Annotated in this window: 18 protein-coding genes and 1 other RNA gene; 10 read left to right on the top strand and 9 right to left on the bottom strand. The window is 63.2% G+C overall.

Annotation, left to right across the window (positions count from 1 at the left end):
• Positions 1–93: 93 nt before the first annotated feature.
• The 7 genes from cmk to gyrA are packed head-to-tail and all read right to left on the bottom strand — an operon-like array spanning position 94 to position 9,018.
• The gene (cmk, locus tag A7V84_RS00205) at positions 94–771 is read right to left on the bottom strand and encodes a (d)CMP kinase (RefSeq protein WP_025512411.1); all 678 of its coding nucleotides are present in this window, start codon (positions 769–771) and stop codon (positions 94–96) included.
• 17 nt (positions 772–788) lie between these two features.
• On the bottom strand, positions 789–2,111 hold the full coding sequence (gene aroA, locus A7V84_RS00200; RefSeq protein ID WP_063492395.1) for a 3-phosphoshikimate 1-carboxyvinyltransferase: 1,323 nt from the start codon (positions 2,109–2,111) through the stop codon (positions 789–791).
• On the bottom strand, positions 2,111–3,016 hold the full coding sequence (locus A7V84_RS00195; RefSeq protein ID WP_033534429.1) for a prephenate dehydrogenase: 906 nt from the start codon (positions 3,014–3,016) through the stop codon (positions 2,111–2,113). The genes aroA and A7V84_RS00195 overlap by 1 nt, the downstream gene beginning before the upstream one ends.
• Entirely contained in the window at positions 3,013–4,134 is a 1,122-nt protein-coding gene (gene hisC, locus A7V84_RS00190) for a histidinol-phosphate transaminase (RefSeq protein ID WP_025512416.1), read from the bottom strand. Before hisC ends, A7V84_RS00195 begins: the two co-directional genes overlap by 4 nt.
• A 19-nt stretch (positions 4,135–4,153) precedes the next feature.
• Positions 4,154–5,239 carry a prephenate dehydratase gene (gene pheA / locus A7V84_RS00185; RefSeq protein WP_025512417.1) on the bottom strand — a complete coding sequence of 362 codons (1,086 nt, stop codon included), beginning with the start codon at positions 5,237–5,239 and terminating at the stop codon, positions 4,154–4,156.
• Complete coding sequence (serC, locus tag A7V84_RS00180; RefSeq protein WP_025512419.1) at positions 5,232–6,362, bottom strand: 3-phosphoserine/phosphohydroxythreonine transaminase; 1,131 nt, start codon at positions 6,360–6,362, stop codon at positions 5,232–5,234. Before serC ends, pheA begins: the two co-directional genes overlap by 8 nt.
• 7 nt (positions 6,363–6,369) lie before the next feature.
• A complete protein-coding gene (gyrA, locus tag A7V84_RS00175; protein WP_025512420.1) occupies positions 6,370–9,018 on the bottom strand; it encodes a DNA gyrase subunit A in 2,649 nt (882 codons plus the stop codon).
• Between the two features lie 382 nt (positions 9,019–9,400).
• Here gyrA and ompA point away from each other — a divergent pair, with 382 nt between their 5' ends.
• The 10 genes from ompA to A7V84_RS00130 all read left to right on the top strand — a co-directional run bounded on the left by ompA (position 9,401) and on the right by A7V84_RS00130 (position 15,580).
• On the top strand, positions 9,401–9,985 hold the full coding sequence (gene ompA / locus A7V84_RS00170) for an outer membrane protein OmpA (protein WP_025512422.1): 585 nt from the start codon (positions 9,401–9,403) through the stop codon (positions 9,983–9,985).
• 94 nt (positions 9,986–10,079) lie between these two features.
• Positions 10,080–10,805, top strand: coding sequence for a bifunctional 2-polyprenyl-6-hydroxyphenol methylase/3-demethylubiquinol 3-O-methyltransferase UbiG (gene ubiG, locus A7V84_RS00165; protein WP_025512423.1), 726 nt, complete (start codon positions 10,080–10,082; stop codon positions 10,803–10,805).
• On the top strand, positions 10,802–11,476 hold the full coding sequence (gene gph, locus A7V84_RS00160) for a phosphoglycolate phosphatase (RefSeq protein WP_033534431.1): 675 nt from the start codon (positions 10,802–10,804) through the stop codon (positions 11,474–11,476). The genes ubiG and gph overlap by 4 nt, the downstream gene beginning before the upstream one ends.
• Before the next feature lie 46 nt (positions 11,477–11,522).
• Positions 11,523–11,912: a transfer-messenger RNA gene (gene ssrA, locus A7V84_RS00155) on the top strand.
• Positions 11,913–12,166: 254 nt separating this feature from the next.
• Positions 12,167–12,949: a hypothetical protein gene (locus A7V84_RS00150; RefSeq protein WP_127070845.1), complete on the top strand. Its 783-nt coding sequence runs from the start codon at positions 12,167–12,169 to the stop codon at positions 12,947–12,949.
• 134 nt (positions 12,950–13,083) lie between these two features.
• On the top strand, positions 13,084–13,809 hold the full coding sequence (locus A7V84_RS21810) for an SOS response-associated peptidase family protein (protein WP_425320896.1): 726 nt from the start codon (positions 13,084–13,086) through the stop codon (positions 13,807–13,809).
• A gap of 46 nt (positions 13,810–13,855) precedes the next feature.
• The gene (locus tag A7V84_RS21300) at positions 13,856–14,302 is read left to right on the top strand and encodes a hypothetical protein (protein ID WP_127070847.1); all 447 of its coding nucleotides are present in this window, start codon (positions 13,856–13,858) and stop codon (positions 14,300–14,302) included.
• On the top strand, positions 14,220–14,714 hold the full coding sequence (locus tag A7V84_RS21390; RefSeq protein WP_063492397.1) for a helix-turn-helix domain-containing protein: 495 nt from the start codon (positions 14,220–14,222) through the stop codon (positions 14,712–14,714). Before A7V84_RS21300 ends, A7V84_RS21390 begins: the two co-directional genes overlap by 83 nt.
• Positions 14,714–15,175 carry a hypothetical protein gene (locus tag A7V84_RS00135; RefSeq protein WP_063492398.1) on the top strand — a complete coding sequence of 154 codons (462 nt, stop codon included), beginning with the start codon at positions 14,714–14,716 and terminating at the stop codon, positions 15,173–15,175. Before A7V84_RS21390 ends, A7V84_RS00135 begins: the two co-directional genes overlap by 1 nt.
• A 207-nt stretch (positions 15,176–15,382) precedes the next feature.
• Positions 15,383–15,580, top strand: a complete 198-nt coding sequence (locus A7V84_RS00130; protein ID WP_231940074.1) for a hypothetical protein — start codon at positions 15,383–15,385, stop codon at positions 15,578–15,580.
• A 142-nt stretch (positions 15,581–15,722) separates the two neighbouring features.
• Here A7V84_RS00130 and A7V84_RS00125 read toward each other — a convergent pair whose 3' ends face one another.
• Positions 15,723–15,989, bottom strand: coding sequence for a hypothetical protein (locus A7V84_RS00125; protein WP_063492400.1), 267 nt, complete (start codon positions 15,987–15,989; stop codon positions 15,723–15,725).
• On the bottom strand, positions 15,973–16,452 hold a 480-nt coding region (locus A7V84_RS21385; protein ID WP_063939962.1), incomplete at its 5' end, for a hypothetical protein. The genes A7V84_RS00125 and A7V84_RS21385, both read right to left, overlap by 17 nt.

Raw genomic sequence — 16,452 nt, 5'->3', positions numbered from 1 at the left:
CGGTCAGGGCCTGAATCACGGCGCCACCACAGAGCGGCGGCGCCGACACTACATTGTGTTTACTGCAAATTGCCGGGCACTCGCCCCCCAGCCTCAACGCTGGCAAGCCTGCCAGTCATCGAGAACGGCCTGCACCGTCTGCTCGATCGTGAGCTGCGAGGAATCCAGCACCTTCGCATCGGCGGCCGGGGCCAGAGGCGCCACCGCACGTTGCATATCGCGCGCATCGCGTTCAAGCATGTCGCGCAAAAGGTCATCAAGGTTAGCAGAAATCCCCTTATCGATCAACTGCTTATAACGCCTCTGCGCGCGGGCCCCGGGATCGGCGACCAGGAAGATCTTGAGCGGGGCGTCGGGAAAGACGATGGTGCCCATGTCGCGCCCGTCGGCCACCAGGCCCGGCGCGCTGCGAAACGCCCGCTGGCGCTCCAGCAGGGCCTGACGCACAGCCGGATAAGCCGCCACCTGGGACGCGTAGTTGCCGACATGCTCCTGGCGGATCAACGCGCCGACCTCGCGGCCCTGCAGATAAATGTTGTCGCCTTCGAAACGCACGTCCAGGCGCTGCGCCTGGGCGGCTACAGCCGCCTCGTCCTGGGGCGAGACACCGGCGTCCAGGCAGGCCAGCGCGGTCAGGCGGTACAGCGCCCCACTGTCGAGCACGGCAAAGCCCAGCGCCTGGGCGACGCGGTGCGCGATGGTGCCTTTGCCCGAGGCGGTCGGGCCGTCGATGGTAATGACCGGCACCTGGCCGGCAGCGTTTGCAGTCATGATGAGTCCGTGATGTCTCAGCCGCTCACCAGGCTGGCATAGACATCGAAGTAGGTGGGAAATGTCTTGCTGACGCAGCCGGGATCCAGGATGCGCACCGCCGCCGGCCCGAAGGCCGCCAGCGAAAAACACATGGCCATGCGGTGGTCATCCCAGGTGCCGATTTCAGCGTCGCGCCAGCCGCCGGCCGCCGGCGGCGTGACAGCCAGCCAGTCGGGACCGCTTTCGACCTGCGCGCCAAGCTTCATGAGCTCGGTCTGCATGGCGTGGATGCGATCGGTTTCCTTGACGCGCCAGCTGCCGATATTGCGCAGCCGGCAAGGGCCGTCGGCAAACAGCGCCATCGCGGCGGCAGTCATGGCCGCATCGGGAATCAGGTTGAAATCCGCATCGAACGCCTTGACCTGCCCGCCTGCGGCGACGCCCTGGCCGCTGACCTCGATCCAGTCAGGCCCTTTGCTGACCTGCCCGCCAAGGGCCTGGACCACGTCGGCGAAAGCCACGTCGCCCTGGATGCTCCGGGCGCCGACGCCCGTCACACGCAGCGGCCCGCCTCCCAGCAGCCCCAGCGCCAGGAAGTACGAAGCGCTGGAGGCATCGCCCTCGACCGCGATCGCACCGGGGCTGCGATAGCACGCCCCGCCCGGCACCGTGAAGGCGCGCCAGCCATCGCGCTGCACCGTCACGCCGAAACGCGCCATCAGGTTCAGGGTGATGTCGATATAAGGTTTGGAGATCAGTTCGCCGACCACTTCGATGGTGACCGGCAGGCCGCTGGCCGCCGCCTGCAGGGGAGCGGCCATCAGCAGCGCAGTCAGGAACTGGCTCGATACCGAGCCCTGCACCCGCACCGTGTCGGCACGCAGGGCGCTCGGCCCGATGTGCAACGGCGGGTAGCCCTCCTGCCCCAGATAGCGGATATCGGCGCCCCAGGCGCGCAGCGCTTCGGCCAGATCGCCAATGGGTCGCTCGTGCATGCGCGGCACACCCGAGAGGCGGTAGTCGCCTCCCATCAGGGCCAGCGCCGCCGTCAACGGCCGGAACGCGGTGCCGGCATTGCCCAGGAACAGATCGGCCTGCATGACCGGGAAGCGGCGCGTGCCTTCGATATCGACCCAGCCATCGCCCTGGTCGGTGACGGCCACGCCGAGCTGGCGCAGGGCCGCCAGCATGACACGGGTGTCATCGGAGTCGAGCAGGCCGGCGATCTGCGTACGGCCTTCGGCCAGCGCCGCCAGCAGCAGCACACGGTTGGAAATGCTCTTGGATCCGGGCAAGGCCACCACGCCGGCGGCGCGACGCGCCGGCGGCAGATCCAGATAGGCTGGGTGAGTCGTCATCAGGAAGCCTCCTTGCGCCATCCGCGCCGCGCCAGCGCGGCCCGCTGCAACCATTGCTGCAGGGCCTCGCCATCTTCGGCCGCCAGGGCCGCCTCGCAGCGATCCAGCACGGCGCGCAACGCCGACAGCTCAGTCTGCATGGCAGCACGGTTGGAAAGAAAAATGTCGCGCCACATCTCGGGCGAACCGGCCGCAATGCGGGTGAAATCACGAAATCCCGAGCCCGCCAGCGCCAGGCGCAGCGGCGCATCCGCGGCCTCGGCCACCTGGGCCATATAGGCCGCAGACAGAAAATGGGGCACATGGCTGATCGAGGCCAGTACGCGATCGTGCTCAGCCGCCTCCATGTCCAGCACCTCGGCGCCACAGGCCTGCCAGGCGGCCCGCACGGTCTGGACGGCCTGCGGCGGATTCTGCGCCAACGGCGTCAGGATGACGGTGCGCCCGGCATACAGGGTGGCGTCAGCCGCTTGCGGCCCGGTGCGTTCGGCCCCGGCGATCGGATGGCCGGGCACGAAGGCTGCCAGGCGATCGCCCAGCGCCTGGCTGGCGGCAGCCACCACTTCGGCCTTGGTGCTGCCGGCATCCGTCAGGATGGTATGGGCCTGAAGATGATCGCGCATGCTGACCAGCATCGGCCCCAGACTGCCTACCGGCGTCGCCAGCATGATGAGGTCGGCACGGGCGGCAGCCTCTTGGGGCGTGACGATTTCGTCGATCAGCCCCATCGCCTGCGCGTCGGCCAGCGAGGCCGGGTTGCGCCCGACGCCCAGCACGCGGCCAGCCTGGCCGGCACGGCGCAGCGCGGCGGCAAACGAGCCGCCGATCAGCCCGACCCCCACGACCGCCAGCACCGGCACCAGGACTTGCGCTGCCGGCTGGCCAGTGGGTTGCTCCGGGCTCATGCAGACAGGATCTCGGTCAGCGCAGCAATGAAACGTTCGTTTTCTGCCGGCAGGCCGATGCTCACGCGCAGCCACTGCGGCAGCCCGTCAGCCGCCACCGGGCGCACGATCACGCCGCGCTTGAGCAGTTCGAGGTTGATGCTTGCGGCGTCTCCGACGTGCACCAGCACGAAGTTGCCGTAGCTGGGCACGTAACGCAGCTTGAGTGCATCGAAGGCCGCCACCAGCTGCGCCTTGCCCGCCTTGTTGGTGGCATAGGAGCGCTGCTGGAACTCGCCATCGGCCAGCGCGGCGATGGCCGCCGCCTGGGCAAGGGTGTTCACGTTGAAGGGCTGACGCACCCGGTTGAGCAGATCGGTCAGGGCCGGCTGGGCCACCGCGAAACCCACGCGCAGCCCCGCCAGGCCATAGGCCTTGGAGAACGTACGCGAAATGATCAGGTTGGGGAAACGGCGCACCAGGGCCACGCTGTCAAAGCGCAGTTCGGGATCGAGGTACTCGTTATAGGCTTCGTCCAGCACCACCGTGACGCTTTCGCCGTGGGCCTGCTGCACCTGCTCCAGGAAACGGGCGATCGCCTCGCCCGGCAGGAAGGTGCCGGTCGGGTTGTTCGGATTGGCAATGAACACCACCCGGGTGTCGGTGTCGATGGCGGCCAGCATGGCATCCAGGTCATGGCCGTGATCCTTGGCCGCAACCATGATGTGACGCGCCCCGCGCGCCTGAGTCGCCAGACGGTAGACGGCAAAGGCATGTTCGGCGTAGACCGCCGCGCTGCCCGGCTCAAGCAGGGCCAGGGCGACGAGTTCCAGGATGTCATTGGAGCCGTTGCCCAGCGTGATCCAGCTGGCCGGCACGCCATAACGCTGGCTCAGGGCGGCCTTCAGGTCAAAACCGTTGGGGTCCGGATAGCGGGCCAGCGCGTTGGCGGCGGCCAGCATGGCCTGGCGCGCCGACTCCGGCATGCCCAGCGGGTTTTCATTGGAAGCCAGCTTCACGATGCCAGCCGGATCCAGGCCGAACTCGCGGGCCAGTTCCTCGATGGGTTTGCCAGCCTGGTACGGCGCGATGGCACCCACGTGGGCAGGCGCGACGAGAGTCTTGTTTGCTTGCGACATGATGACGACGTAACCGGATTTACTGGGCCGGATAGGAGCCCAGGATCTTGAAGAAAGCGGCCTGCTCGGCCAGGGCGGCAAAGGCAGCGCGCACGTTGCTGTCGTGCTGGTGGCCCATGCAGTCGATGTAGAAGTAATACTCCCATTGGCCGGTGCGCGCCGGACGCGACTCGAAGCGCGTCATGGACACGCCATTGACCGCCAACGGCGCCAGCATGTCATAGACGGCGCCGGCGCGATTGGGCACGGCCAGAATCACGCTGGTCTTGTCGCGGCCGCTGGGCAGCGGCTCGATGTGCCCCAGCGCGAGAAAACGGGTGCGATTCTGGGCGTCATCCTGGATGCCGGCGGCGACGATGCTCAGCCCCCAGGCCGGCGCCGCCACTTCCCCGGCAATGGCTGCCACGGTGGGGTCGCCTGCCGCCACGCGGGCGGCTTCCGAGTTGCTGGCCGCCGCCACCCGCTTGAGGTCGGGATAGTGGCGCGCCAGCCAGCCCTGGCACTGCGCCAGCGCCTGCGGGTGGGCGGAGATGGTCTGGATGCCTTCCATGGTGCCCGATTGGGTCATGAGGCAGTGGCGGATCAACAGGGAACGCTCCCCCATGATCTTGAGCGGCGTATGCAGCAGCAGATCCAGGTTGCGGTTGACCGCGCCCTCGGTGGAGTTCTCGATCGGCACGATGCCAGCATCGGCCTGCCCGCCCTCGATGGCGCGGAACACTTCGTCAAAGGAGGTGCAAGGCAGCTGCGTGACCGAACGACCGAACTGCTCCAGGGCGGCCTGCTCGGAAAACGAACCCTGCGGCCCAAGATAGGCGATGGTCATGCCACGCTCCAGCCCCCGGCAGGCGGACATGATTTCAGTCCAGACGGCGGCGACTGCCGAATTGGGAAACGGCCCGGGATTGCGGCTTTGCAAACCCCGGATGACCTCGGCTTCGCGCTCCGGACGCAGCACCGGGCCATCGGCCTGGGCAGCGTGCTTGACCTCGCCCACTTCCAGGGCGGTGCGGGCGCGCTGGCTAAGCAGATCCAGGATCTGCGCGTCAATCGTGTCGATGCGGTCGCGCAGCGGCCGCAGCTTGGCCTGCAGGGAATCATCCATGGCGGCGCTCGAACTCCTGCATGTAATCAACCAGCGCCTGCACGCCGGCAAGCGGCATGGCGTTGTAGATCGAGGCGCGCATGCCGCCCACGCTCTTGTGGCCCTTCAGGGCCAGCAGGCCCGCGGCTTCGGCGCCCTTCAGGAAGGCGTCGTTGAGCGACTCGTCAGCCAGCACGAAAGGCACGTTCATGCGCGAGCGCACCGCCGGGTCGACCGGATTACGGTAGAAGCCGCTGGCATCCAGGTAGCCATAGAGCAGATCCGCCTTGGCCTTGTTCGCGGCCTCGATCGCGGCCACGCCGCCCTGCGCCTTGAGCCACTTGTAGACCAGGCCGGCCACATAGATGGAGAAGGTTGGCGGCGTGTTGTAACGCGAATGCTCGGCCGCGACGTTGGCGTAATCAAACGCCGAGGGGCAGATCGGCAGGGACTTGCCCAGCAGGTCGCGACGAGCGATCACGACGGTCACGCCGGCAGGCCCGGCGTTTTTCTGGGCGCCGGCGAACAGCAGCCCGCAGCGGGTGACATCCAGCGGACGCGACAGGAAATGCGAGGAGGCATCCACCACCAGCGACACATCGGGCGCGCCCAGCTCGGCCAGGTCGGGCCACTCGGTGAACTCGACACCGCCGATGGTCTCGTTGCTGCACAGATGCAGATAGGAGGCCTCGGGCCGCACCTGCCAGGACGACACCGCCTGCACATAGGTGAAGGCATTCCGGGCGCTGCCGTCGATTTCGGTGGGCAATGCACTGCTGGCGGCGATGTGCACGTCACCATAGCGCCCGGCTTCCTTGTGGGAACGCGTGGACCAGTGGCCCGTGACGACGAAATCGGCCATAGGCGCACCGCGCCGTCCGATCAGGTTCATCGGCACGATCGCGTTTTCACCCAGGCCGCCGCCCTGCATGAACATCACGGCGTAATCGGCCGGGATATTCATGAGCTCGCGCAGATCGGCTTCGGCTTCATCGCAGATCTGCACGAACTGCCGGCCGCGGTGACTCATTTCCATCACCGACATGCCGCTGCCTTGCCAATCCAGCATCTCGGCCGCGGCTTGCTGCAGCACGGTCTCGGGCAGGACCGAGGGTCCGGCCGAGAAATTCCAGGGGCGCGCCATTTCTTGCTTACTCCGTAGGTTCAGTCGATTCAGTCTGAGCGGAATCATCCCCGCCCTCGGTGTCCTCGTCCAGCCCTTCATCGTCGTCGGCATCGCTTTCGACCACGCGGCGCACGCCCGACAGCACGCTGCCATCGTCGACGCTGATCAGCGTGACGCCTTGCGTGGCACGGCCCATCTCGCGAATCTCGCTCACCCGGGTACGCACCAGCACGCCGCCCGTCGTGATGAGCATGATTTCATCGCTCGGATTGACCAGCACGGCCCCCACCACCCGGCCGTTGCGCGAGGTGGTCTGGATGGCGATCATGCCCTTGGTGCCCCGACCATGACGGGTGTACTCGGCGATGGACGTGCGCTTGCCGTAGCCGTTCTCGGTGGCGGTGAGCACGCTCTGGCTTTCGTCGCCGGCCACCAGCAGCGCGATCACGGTCTGGCCATCCTCGAGCATCATGCCGCGCACGCCGCGCGCGGCACGCCCCATGGGCCGCACATCGTTCTCGTCAAAGCGCACGGCCTTGCCGGCGTCCGAGAACAACATCACGTCATGCTTGCCGTCGGTCAGGTCGGCGCCGATCAGGTAGTCGCCGTCATCGAGGTCGACCGCGATGATGCCGGCCTTGCGCGGGTTGGAGAAATCGGCCAGCGTGGTCTTCTTGACCGTGCCGCGCGAGGTCGCCATGAAGACGTAATGATCTTCGCTGAACTCCTTGACCGGCAGAACCACGGTGATCTTCTCGCCGTCGGCCAGCGGGAACATGTTGACGATGGGCTTGCCGCGCGAGTTGCGCGTGCCTTGCGGCACTTCCCAGACCTTCAGCCAGTACACCCGGCCGCGGTTCGAGAAGCACAGCAGGTAGTCATGCGTGTTGGCGATGAAAAGCTGGTCGATCCAGTCGTTTTCCTTCATCTGGGTGGCCTGCTTGCCGCGCCCGCCACGCTTCTGCGAACGGTATTCCGACAGCGGCTGGCTCTTGATGTAGCCGCCGTGCGACAACGTGACCACCATGTCCATCGGCGTGATCAGGTCTTCGGTGTCGAGCTCGGTGGCGTTCATCTCGATATCCGAGCGACGCGTATCCTTGGCCGAGGTCGAGAACTCGGCCTTGATGGCCTGCAGCTCTTCACTGATGATGCCGGTGATGCGCTCGGGGCGCGCCAGGATGTCCAGCAGATCGGCGATCGTGGCCATCACGTCCTTGTACTCGCCGATGATCTTGTCCTGCTCCAGGCCGGTCAGGCGCTGCAGGCGCATGTTCAGGATTTCCTGGGCCTGCACATCCGACAGGTGGTACAGGCCATCGGACTGCAAGCCGAAGCTGATCGCAAGATCGTCCGGGCGGAAGGCGCTGCGGCCGCCGACGGCATCGCCGTCGACACGGTCCAGCATCTCGCGCACCAGCGACGAATCCCAGCCGCGCGCCATCAGTTCCTGGCGCGCCACCGGCGGGGTCGGCGCCGCCTTGATGATGGCGATGAAATCGTCGATGTTGGCCAGCGCCACCGCCAGGCCTTCCAGCACGTGGCCGCGCTCGCGGGCCTTGCGCAACTGGAAGACGGTGCGGCGCGTGACCACTTCGCGGCGATGCTGCAGGAAGTAGTCGATCAGTTGCTTCAGGTTGAGCAGGCGGGGCTGGCCGTCGACCAGCGCCACCAGGTTCATCCCGAAGGTGTCCTGCAGCTGCGTGTTCTTGTAGAGATTGTTGAGCACCACCTCGGGGACTTCACCGCGCTTGAGCTCGATGACCAGGCGCATGCCGTCCTTGTCCGACTCGTCGCGGATGTCCGAGATCCCCTCGATCTTCTTGTCGTTGACCAGCTCGGCGATGCGCTCCTGCAGGGTCTTCTTGTTGACCTGGTAGGGAATGGCGTCGACCACGATGGCCTGGCGGTTGCCCTTCTCCAGGTCTTCGAAGTGCGTCTTGGCGCGCATGATGACGCGCCCGCGGCCGGTGCGGTAACCCTCGCGCACGCCGGTCATGCCGTAGATGATCCCGCCCGTGGGGAAGTCCGGCGCCGGGATGATCTCGATGAGCTCATCAATCGTGCATTCCGGGTTGCGCAGGCAGTACAGGCAGCCTTCGACCACTTCGCCCAGGTTGTGCGGCGGAATGTTGGTGGCCATCCCGACGGCGATGCCCGAACTGCCGTTGACCAGCAGGTTGGGCAGGCGCGACGGCAGCAACAGCGGTTCCTGCTCGCTGCCATCGTAGTTGGGGCCGAAATCGACCGTTTCCTGGTCGATGTCAGCCAGCAGCTCGTGGGCGATCTTGGCCAGGCGGATTTCGGTGTAACGCATCGCCGCGGCATTGTCGCCGTCGATGGAGCCGAAGTTCCCCTGACCATCGACCAGCATGTAGCGCATGGAGAAATCCTGCGCCATGCGGACGATGGTGTCATAGACGGATTGGTCGCCGTGCGGGTGATATTTACCAATCACATCACCGACGATACGCGCCGACTTCTTGTAGGCGCGATTCCAATCGTTGTTGAGTTCGTGCATCGCATACAGCACCCGCCGGTGCACGGGCTTCAAGCCGTCGCGCACATCCGGCAGGGCTCGCCCGACTATGACGCTCATCGCGTAGTCGAGGTAACTGCGGCGCATCTCTTCTTCCAGCGAAACCGGAAGCGTCTCCTTGGCAAAGGAATCCATATATATAGATATCGACAGAATCGTGTGTAAGGAGGGACCCGGGCCGGGTAAACGGGAAATTCTAACATTTCAATCCCAAAGCACCCGCGACACCGCTTTCCGGCGCCGTCGGCGGGCGAATCCGCCCTTGACCCAAGCCTGTTGCCAAAAACCAACACGATTGATGCACCGAGTGGCGAAATGGTCATATCCAGAGGCGCAGGACAGGCTTAGCAGAAGCCAAAGATTGCCAAATGCCTTAAGATTGTTCCCAGCACGCAGGAGACCCAGTGGCGACCCTTTGAACCCATTCTGAGCGTTGCTATACTGGCCCCGTTTTCCTGATATGCGGCGGGGGTCGCTGCGAGTCACTTATCCAGCTTCAAGCTCAACGAGGAGAAACATGAACAAACCCTCCAAATTCGCTCTGGCGCTTGCCTTCGCCGCTGTTACGGCCTCTGGTGCAGCCTCGGCTCAGACGGTGGACAACTGGCGCAATCCGTTCGGTGACGTTTGGAAGAACGGCACGAACGAATTGTGCTGGCGCGACGCCTTCTGGACTCCGGCCACCGGTATCCCCGGCTGCGACGGCGTTCCGGTCGCCCAAAAGCAACCCAAGCCGGCTCCCATGGCCACCAAGGTCGTGTTCAACGCTGACACGTTCTTTGACTTCGACAAAGCCACGCTGAAGCCGGAAGGCCGTCAGCTGCTCGACCAAGTCGCTCAGCAAGCCAAGGCCATCAACCTGGAAACCATCATTGCTGTGGGCCACACCGACTCGATCGGTACCGAAGCCTACAACATGAAGCTGTCCGTGCGTCGTGCTGACGCCGTGAAGGCTTACCTGGTTGGCCAGGGCATCGATCCGAACCGCATCTACACGGAAGGCAAGGGCGAAGCCCAGCCGATCGCGAGCAACAAGACCGCCGAAGGTCGTGCCCGCAACCGTCGCGTGGAAATCGAGATCGTCGGCAGCCGCAGCAATTAATTGCAGCGCTAGCCGCTACAATGAAGGCCTCGCTCTGCGAGGCCTTTTTTTTGCCATTCGCCCCCGGGCGACGGCCATTCCACCAAGTTGCCCCATGACCACTGCTGATACCCATACCCGCTCCGGCGTCAACGTCGACCAGGCAGAACTGGATAAATTCAGCGCCCTCGCCGCCCGCTGGTGGGATCCCGAGAGCGAATTCAAGCCTCTGCATGCCATCAACCCCCTGCGCCTGGAATGGATACAGGAACTGGCCGGCAGCCTGAGCGGCCTACGCGTGCTGGACGTGGGCTGCGGCGGCGGCATCCTCTCCGAAGCCATGGCGCGCAGCGGCGCAGACGTCACCGGCATCGATCTGGCCGAGAAGTCGCTCAAGGTGGCACGCCTGCATGGCCTGGAATCCGGCGTAAAGGTCGAGTACCGCGCCGTCCCGGTCGAGACCCTGGCCGCCGAGCAAGCCGGGCACTACGACGTGGTGACCTGCATGGAGATGCTCGAGCACGTGCCGGATCCCGCCTCCGTCGTGCGCGCCTGCGCCGAGTTGGTCAAGCCGGGCGGCTGGGTGTTCTTTTCCACCCTGAACCGCAATCCCAAGTCCTTTCTGTTCGCCATCATCGGCGCCGAATACGTACTGCGCCTGCTGCCGCGCGGCACGCACAGCTACGAGAGCTTCATCAAGCCCAGCGAGCTGGCAGCCGCCGCCCGCCAGGCCGGCCTGAACCCCTGCAGCATGCGCGGCATGGAATACAACCCCATCACGCAGGTCTACTCCCTCACGGCCAACACTTCGGTCAATTACTTGATGGCAACCCGCAAATGAGCGCCCTGGTTCTGTTCGACTTCGATGGCACGCTGGCCGACACCGCCCCCGACCTGGCTGCGGCCGCCAACCGGCAGCGCACCCACCGCGGCTTGGCCGACCTGCCTTACGAGGCGTTGCGGCCCTATGCTTCGCAGGGCGCCCGCGGCCTGCTGCGCGCTGCGCTGGGCATGGGCACGGACCACCCCGAATACGACACGACGCGCCTGCAGTTCCTGACCGACTACGCGCAAGCATCGACCCAACAAAGCAGACTCTTCCCTGGCATTGCTGAATTGCTGCAGCAACTCCAGGACGAGGGCCTGACCTGGGGCATCGTGACCAACAAGGCCACCCATCTCGCCGAGCCCATCGTCGAGTTCCTCGGCCTGTCCGAGCGCAGCGCCGTACTGGTCTGCGGCGACACCACCGCGCACGCCAAACCGCATCCCCTGCCCTTGCAGCACGCCGCCCGCCTGGCCGGCTTCGGTACGCATCGCTGCCTCTATGTCGGCGACGATCTTCGCGACATCCAGGCAGCCCATGCCGCCGGCATGCCCGCCATCGCCGCCGCCTATGGCTATGTGGACAAGGACGAAGACATCGGCGCCTGGCGTGCCGAGGCAACGGTCGACTCGCCCCAGGCGCTCTGGGATGCGATCACGCCGCTGCTGGCCCGCCTGCGCCCTTGAATTTCTACATTGCGACCCGATTTAACGTACAATACGCAGTTCCCTTGGGGCCGATCCGGATTCGACGTGGGTCATGAAACAGCTCAGGGCATGCCGAGCACCAGTACGCTCGTAAAACCACTGGAAACAAACTAAACGCCAACGACGAGCGTTTCGCTCTCGCCGCTTAAGCGGTGAGCCGCTGCACTGATCTGTCCTTGGGTCAGGCGGGGGAAGGCAACTTCCTAGGGGGGCAACCCTCGAACCGCAGCAGTGTTATTCACAAGGAATCGGTCTGCGCTGGGGTCACACGGTTCAGGCTTAAATTACGTGAATCGCCTCTGTCCGGCCCGTTGATCGGCTAAGTCAGGGGTTAAATCCAAATAGATCGACTAAGCATGTAGAACTGACTGCGGAGGGCTTGCGGACGGGGGTTCAATTCCCCCCGGCTCCACCAAATACTCTAGCAATATCAAGCACTTAAAAAAGGCCGACCCTTAAAGTCGGCCTTTTTTTTGGGCTGTTTTGGGCGGCGCGGTCGGCTTTTTGGTCAGCATTCTGTCCGCTTCATTTGGCCCCCACCTGCTATTGAGCGGCCCCTCTGCTGTATCAACAAACCATGCCCGGCGACTTAGCCGTTTCGGCTACCATATGTTACGCGGACTCTATTCATTGGGTCATCGGTAACCCCAAATTTGCCTTTGGCAGAGCGTGAGCAAGATGGACACATCCCAGGTTGAGCCTCAAGCCAGACCGAAAAAGAATCGCGTGCGCCGCCGACGCGGTATCGGCAAAGAGCCTCTTCAAATCGTTGTGCCGAATGCACCTGACAGCAGCTCAAAGGACTGGAAGAACCATCCCATCCTCATCGCTGTAATCTCAGCGGCCGCGACGGCGACTTTTTTTCAGACTGTCGTCATACCAATTTCAGACGCGAGCAACCGCGCCGAACTTATAGAGTTCAGGAAGCTGAAGGCAACTCACGAGCAAGTAGAGAAGACGCTCGAGGAGGAAAAAAAGCGGAATGCCCAATTGGCTAAGGAACTGGTCATCTCACAACAAGCCAACCTTTTTGTTGCGGGCAACCCGTATCCCGTAGGATATCGAACCACACCCATAGGCATGCCCCTTGCCAAGGTCAAGGAGCACTTTAAGGACAAAGCTTTAACTGACGAACGCTCAATTTTGAGCGTGAAGCTCGACAAGGGAGTCTTTAGACGCGTTACATACCATTATGAGTCGCAAGGCAAAGAGTCGGTAGTGACGCACATTTCGTATATGGTGTCTTTCAGCGATAGCCTTTGGGAGCCCAACGACGCCGATAAGTTACATACGATTCTGACCGAAACATTCGGCCCGCCGACGGAGGTACAAGAGGGCGTAGGCGCGCGCTGGCGGATCTCGAGCGCTGGAAAGTCCTATTGGTTGTACGCCCGCGACGGCTTTCCGTCGTTGATAGTAACGGACATAAAAACGCAAATTCGGATGTGGTGAACGATTGCTCGGCTATGCGCAGCCAGCTCCGAGCGCTTGAAACACGGTTTCGCCCTTCGGGTTGTGCGCCCTTCGCGGGTCACACAGCTCCCGGACAGCCAGTTGTATAGCGCCCCGCAATGGACGCTACGCCTATGCTGATGCCCTACCTGGAGGGTTTGATGTGTAGCCATTACCAGACGCTGAAAGACGCCGAACAGCTGCTCAGAAAGTTTGGCGTGACCAAGCCAGGCGTGCTCGGCAAGTACGACATGTGGCCGCGCTACCAGGGAGTCTTCGTGCGCCGACCGCCGGAGCATGACGCGGGCGACGAGGCGGAGGGGGACATCGAAGCCGTCACGGGCCGTTGGGGGCTGATCTCGGGATCAACCCGCCGGACGCGTTGGCCGGTGCTGAGAAGCTGTCAACCTTCAATGCGCGCGACGACCGCGTCGCCAATGCCTTCACCTTCCGCAACGCTTGGCGCCGCGCGCAGCACTGCATCATCCCTGCCGATGCGATCTTCGAACCTGATTGGCGCTCAGGCAAGGCCGTCGCTACTCGCTTCACCTGGGCAGACGGTGCGCCGCTGGGCGTGGCCGGTCCGTGCCCCCCCCCCCGGAGGTCAGTGGCACGAAAGCTACACGATGCTGACCATCAACGCGGACGCAGACCCGCTTTTCCGCGCCTACCACCAGGCGGGCATGGAAAAACGTATGGTGACAATCCTTCCCGAGGGTGCATACGGCGATTGGCTGCATACTAGCGCCGAACGAGGCCGGGACTTTCTGCTGCCGATCCCATCGGATAGGCAAACGCCGAACCTCTGTCCCCACCATGTCCTGAGGCTTTCAACTAAGACGGTTTGTGACATAGAATAGGGTCAAAACGGCCAACTCCTCGCGAAAATATATCTGGCGTGATATAGTGAGATCCCTCTATGATACGTACGATGCTCAGGACGACCTCGACCGCCTTGAAGCGGCAGGCTTCGTGGCTGACGTCGCCCTGCTTCATGTCTTTCTTGATCAAATAGAGGAAAGCGAGGAAGCCCTGTGGTCTCTCTCACAATACAACGGCGAACACCCCGACCCGCTGTTCAACATGAAGGCGATAGACTGCCTCCATGCGCAGGGCTACAACATCTATCGCATTCGACCGTTACGACGTATCACTTCGTATCGCATAATTTACGGCCTTGACGCCGTAAAAGACGAAATTCACATTCTGGCGTACACGAGAAAGAAAAACCGTGACGCGCCTCCAGGCATCGACCCGGAATACTACGACTATGAGCCAAGACATCCGCTATCACAAAGAATTTGTGTTGAGTACGATCGTCTCGCAATTCCCCGAATCCCGCGTCGTCGTTGAAAGCGTTGGCTCCGGGCCGATTGCACAAAACTTCACCAAGCCCGCCGGCACCCTTAAACGATCTTCTCGGGATGGGCGTCTGCCTAGGCGCGTCGAACGTTCGATCCGGGAAGATCATGACCCCGAATTTAAGGACCGTTTGATCCGCGCCCGCCAAATTTGGGCTGAAGAGGCTTATCCGGATGCGCCTCAGTCATTGGCGAAGATGCGTCTGCAGAAAGGCCTCTCGCAAACACAGTTGGCCGACCTTATCGGTACAAGTCAGTCCCATATTGCAAAGATCGAAGCAGGCCAAGTCCGAATCTATTTAGATACCGCAAATCGTTTGGCCGTCGCACTGTCTGTGAGCTTGGATAAGCTCAATGCGCTGCTTGACTCCACATCGGCAGAAAGCTCGTCAAAGGTTGCCTGATGCGATACGCCCACTGCCTTTTCTGTGACGACGTCCGTACCGAGATGGGCGACAAGCTCTCCGTAATGGGAATATATGGCGGAGAACTGGTGGCTACCCGCCCGGAGGCCCTTCTGCCTGTTGGTGAAGGCGCCCCCGCTGCTCTGCTGCCTAGGTTGTGCATAGTTGGCTATGCGTTTACTCCGATCGACCGTCCCTTCGAGCGTTTAAGCTTTACTGTTCTTCGAAATGACGAGGTCATTCAGCAGCAAGATCTGGATCCTAGCGAATTGGCAAGAATGGCCGACCGCTTGAAGGGCATAGGTTCGCCTGAGGATCCGGTGACCATGTTCCAAGTCGTGGTGAATCTTTCCCTTTCGCCGTATATCATCTCGGACGCTCACACTCTGTCTCTTCGCTTCAATACTGAGTCAGAGGAACTGATCGCTGGAAAGCTCAGGGTGCGGTTCAACAAGCCCTAGCGTCTTTCGGCAAAGACCGCCGTAAAACACGCTTAACTCGCACTCAATTCTGCTGCAATATACTGCATATCCATACAGCATTATCGCAGCAGAATCATGCAATGCTCCGTCGTTCGCACCCATCACCTTGGCGAGAAGCTCCGAGACAATGACCCTGCGCCCGCCGTCCAAGGCAAGGTCCGCATGTACTCAATCACGCGAGAAGACATGCGGCGCCAAGTCCGCGTCATGACGATGGACAGCCTGGCGAAGTTCGGCGCGACGGAGAAAAGCCCCATCCCCGATCTGTTGGATCCGGAGCTACTGACGTTCTGTTCCGACCGGGGAATGATGGTCTGCGGCTTTGAAGAGATCGACGGCCGGCGCTACTACCAGGGGTGGTGGATGCAGTGGGTCGAGGGGTGACGCATGGCCGCGCCGCAAGATTTAACGACATAGCCCCGCCCAGGTCTTGTTCCCCTCCAGCACCTGGCGCCGGATCGCCCCCGGCGTTGCCTGCACCTGCGCCCCCGAATCGAAATAGACCGGCCGCGCGTGATCGCAGTACTCAACGCCGACCCGCTCCGGTCCCGCGCACCCAGTCGCGCTCAAGCTCATCAGCAACAGCGTCATCACCCATACGGGCCGTTTCCAACTGCACATCACGAACCTCCTTGTGGGCCTGCGAGGCCTGTTCATTGATCTGTTCGGCGCGGCGTACACGTTCCGCCCCTTTGCCGGCGCTGCGCCCCCGCAGATACGCCCCCAACGTCAGCGCCAGAGCGGCGCCAATCGCCACCAGATACCCCTTGAATCGCTCAATCAGTGCCAGCATGGATAACCTCCCTCATCGCTGCTCCGTAATTCGAGGCCCATTTAGCGCGAAGCGCGTTGCGTTCGCCAGGCGTCCCGCGGGTGTAAGCGCCAGGGCGCCAAGTGCGTAAGTAGAGCGCCCAAGAGCCGTCCTCATCGCCAACAGCCGGCAAACGTTGCGGATCTGACCAAAGGAGCAACCGCGCCAGGCCGGCAGCCAGCACGTCGTCAAATTCGATGGCCTCCCAGATCGCGGCATCGCTCGGTGCCACGCCTCGTGCGCGGTACAGCTCCGCGGCGAGGGAGCGAGTCGCCGCGTGCAATCGAACTCCCCGAACCATGCCCCCGCCCTCCTCCCCCTGCCAAAAGCTCTTGGCCGGGCCTACCGGCCTGGGCGGTCGGCCCACCAACTGGCGGCGGTGTTCAAAGCGGCTTTCCTGCAGGCCGATGGACAGCAGCATGACGCGGGCAGCTGGCGTATCCAT

Origin of the sequence: Bordetella trematum, assembly GCF_900078335.1 — a bacterium.
Taxonomy (GTDB): domain Bacteria; phylum Pseudomonadota; class Gammaproteobacteria; order Burkholderiales; family Burkholderiaceae_B; genus Bordetella; species Bordetella trematum.
This window is presented reverse-complemented; position numbering and strand designations above follow the sequence as displayed.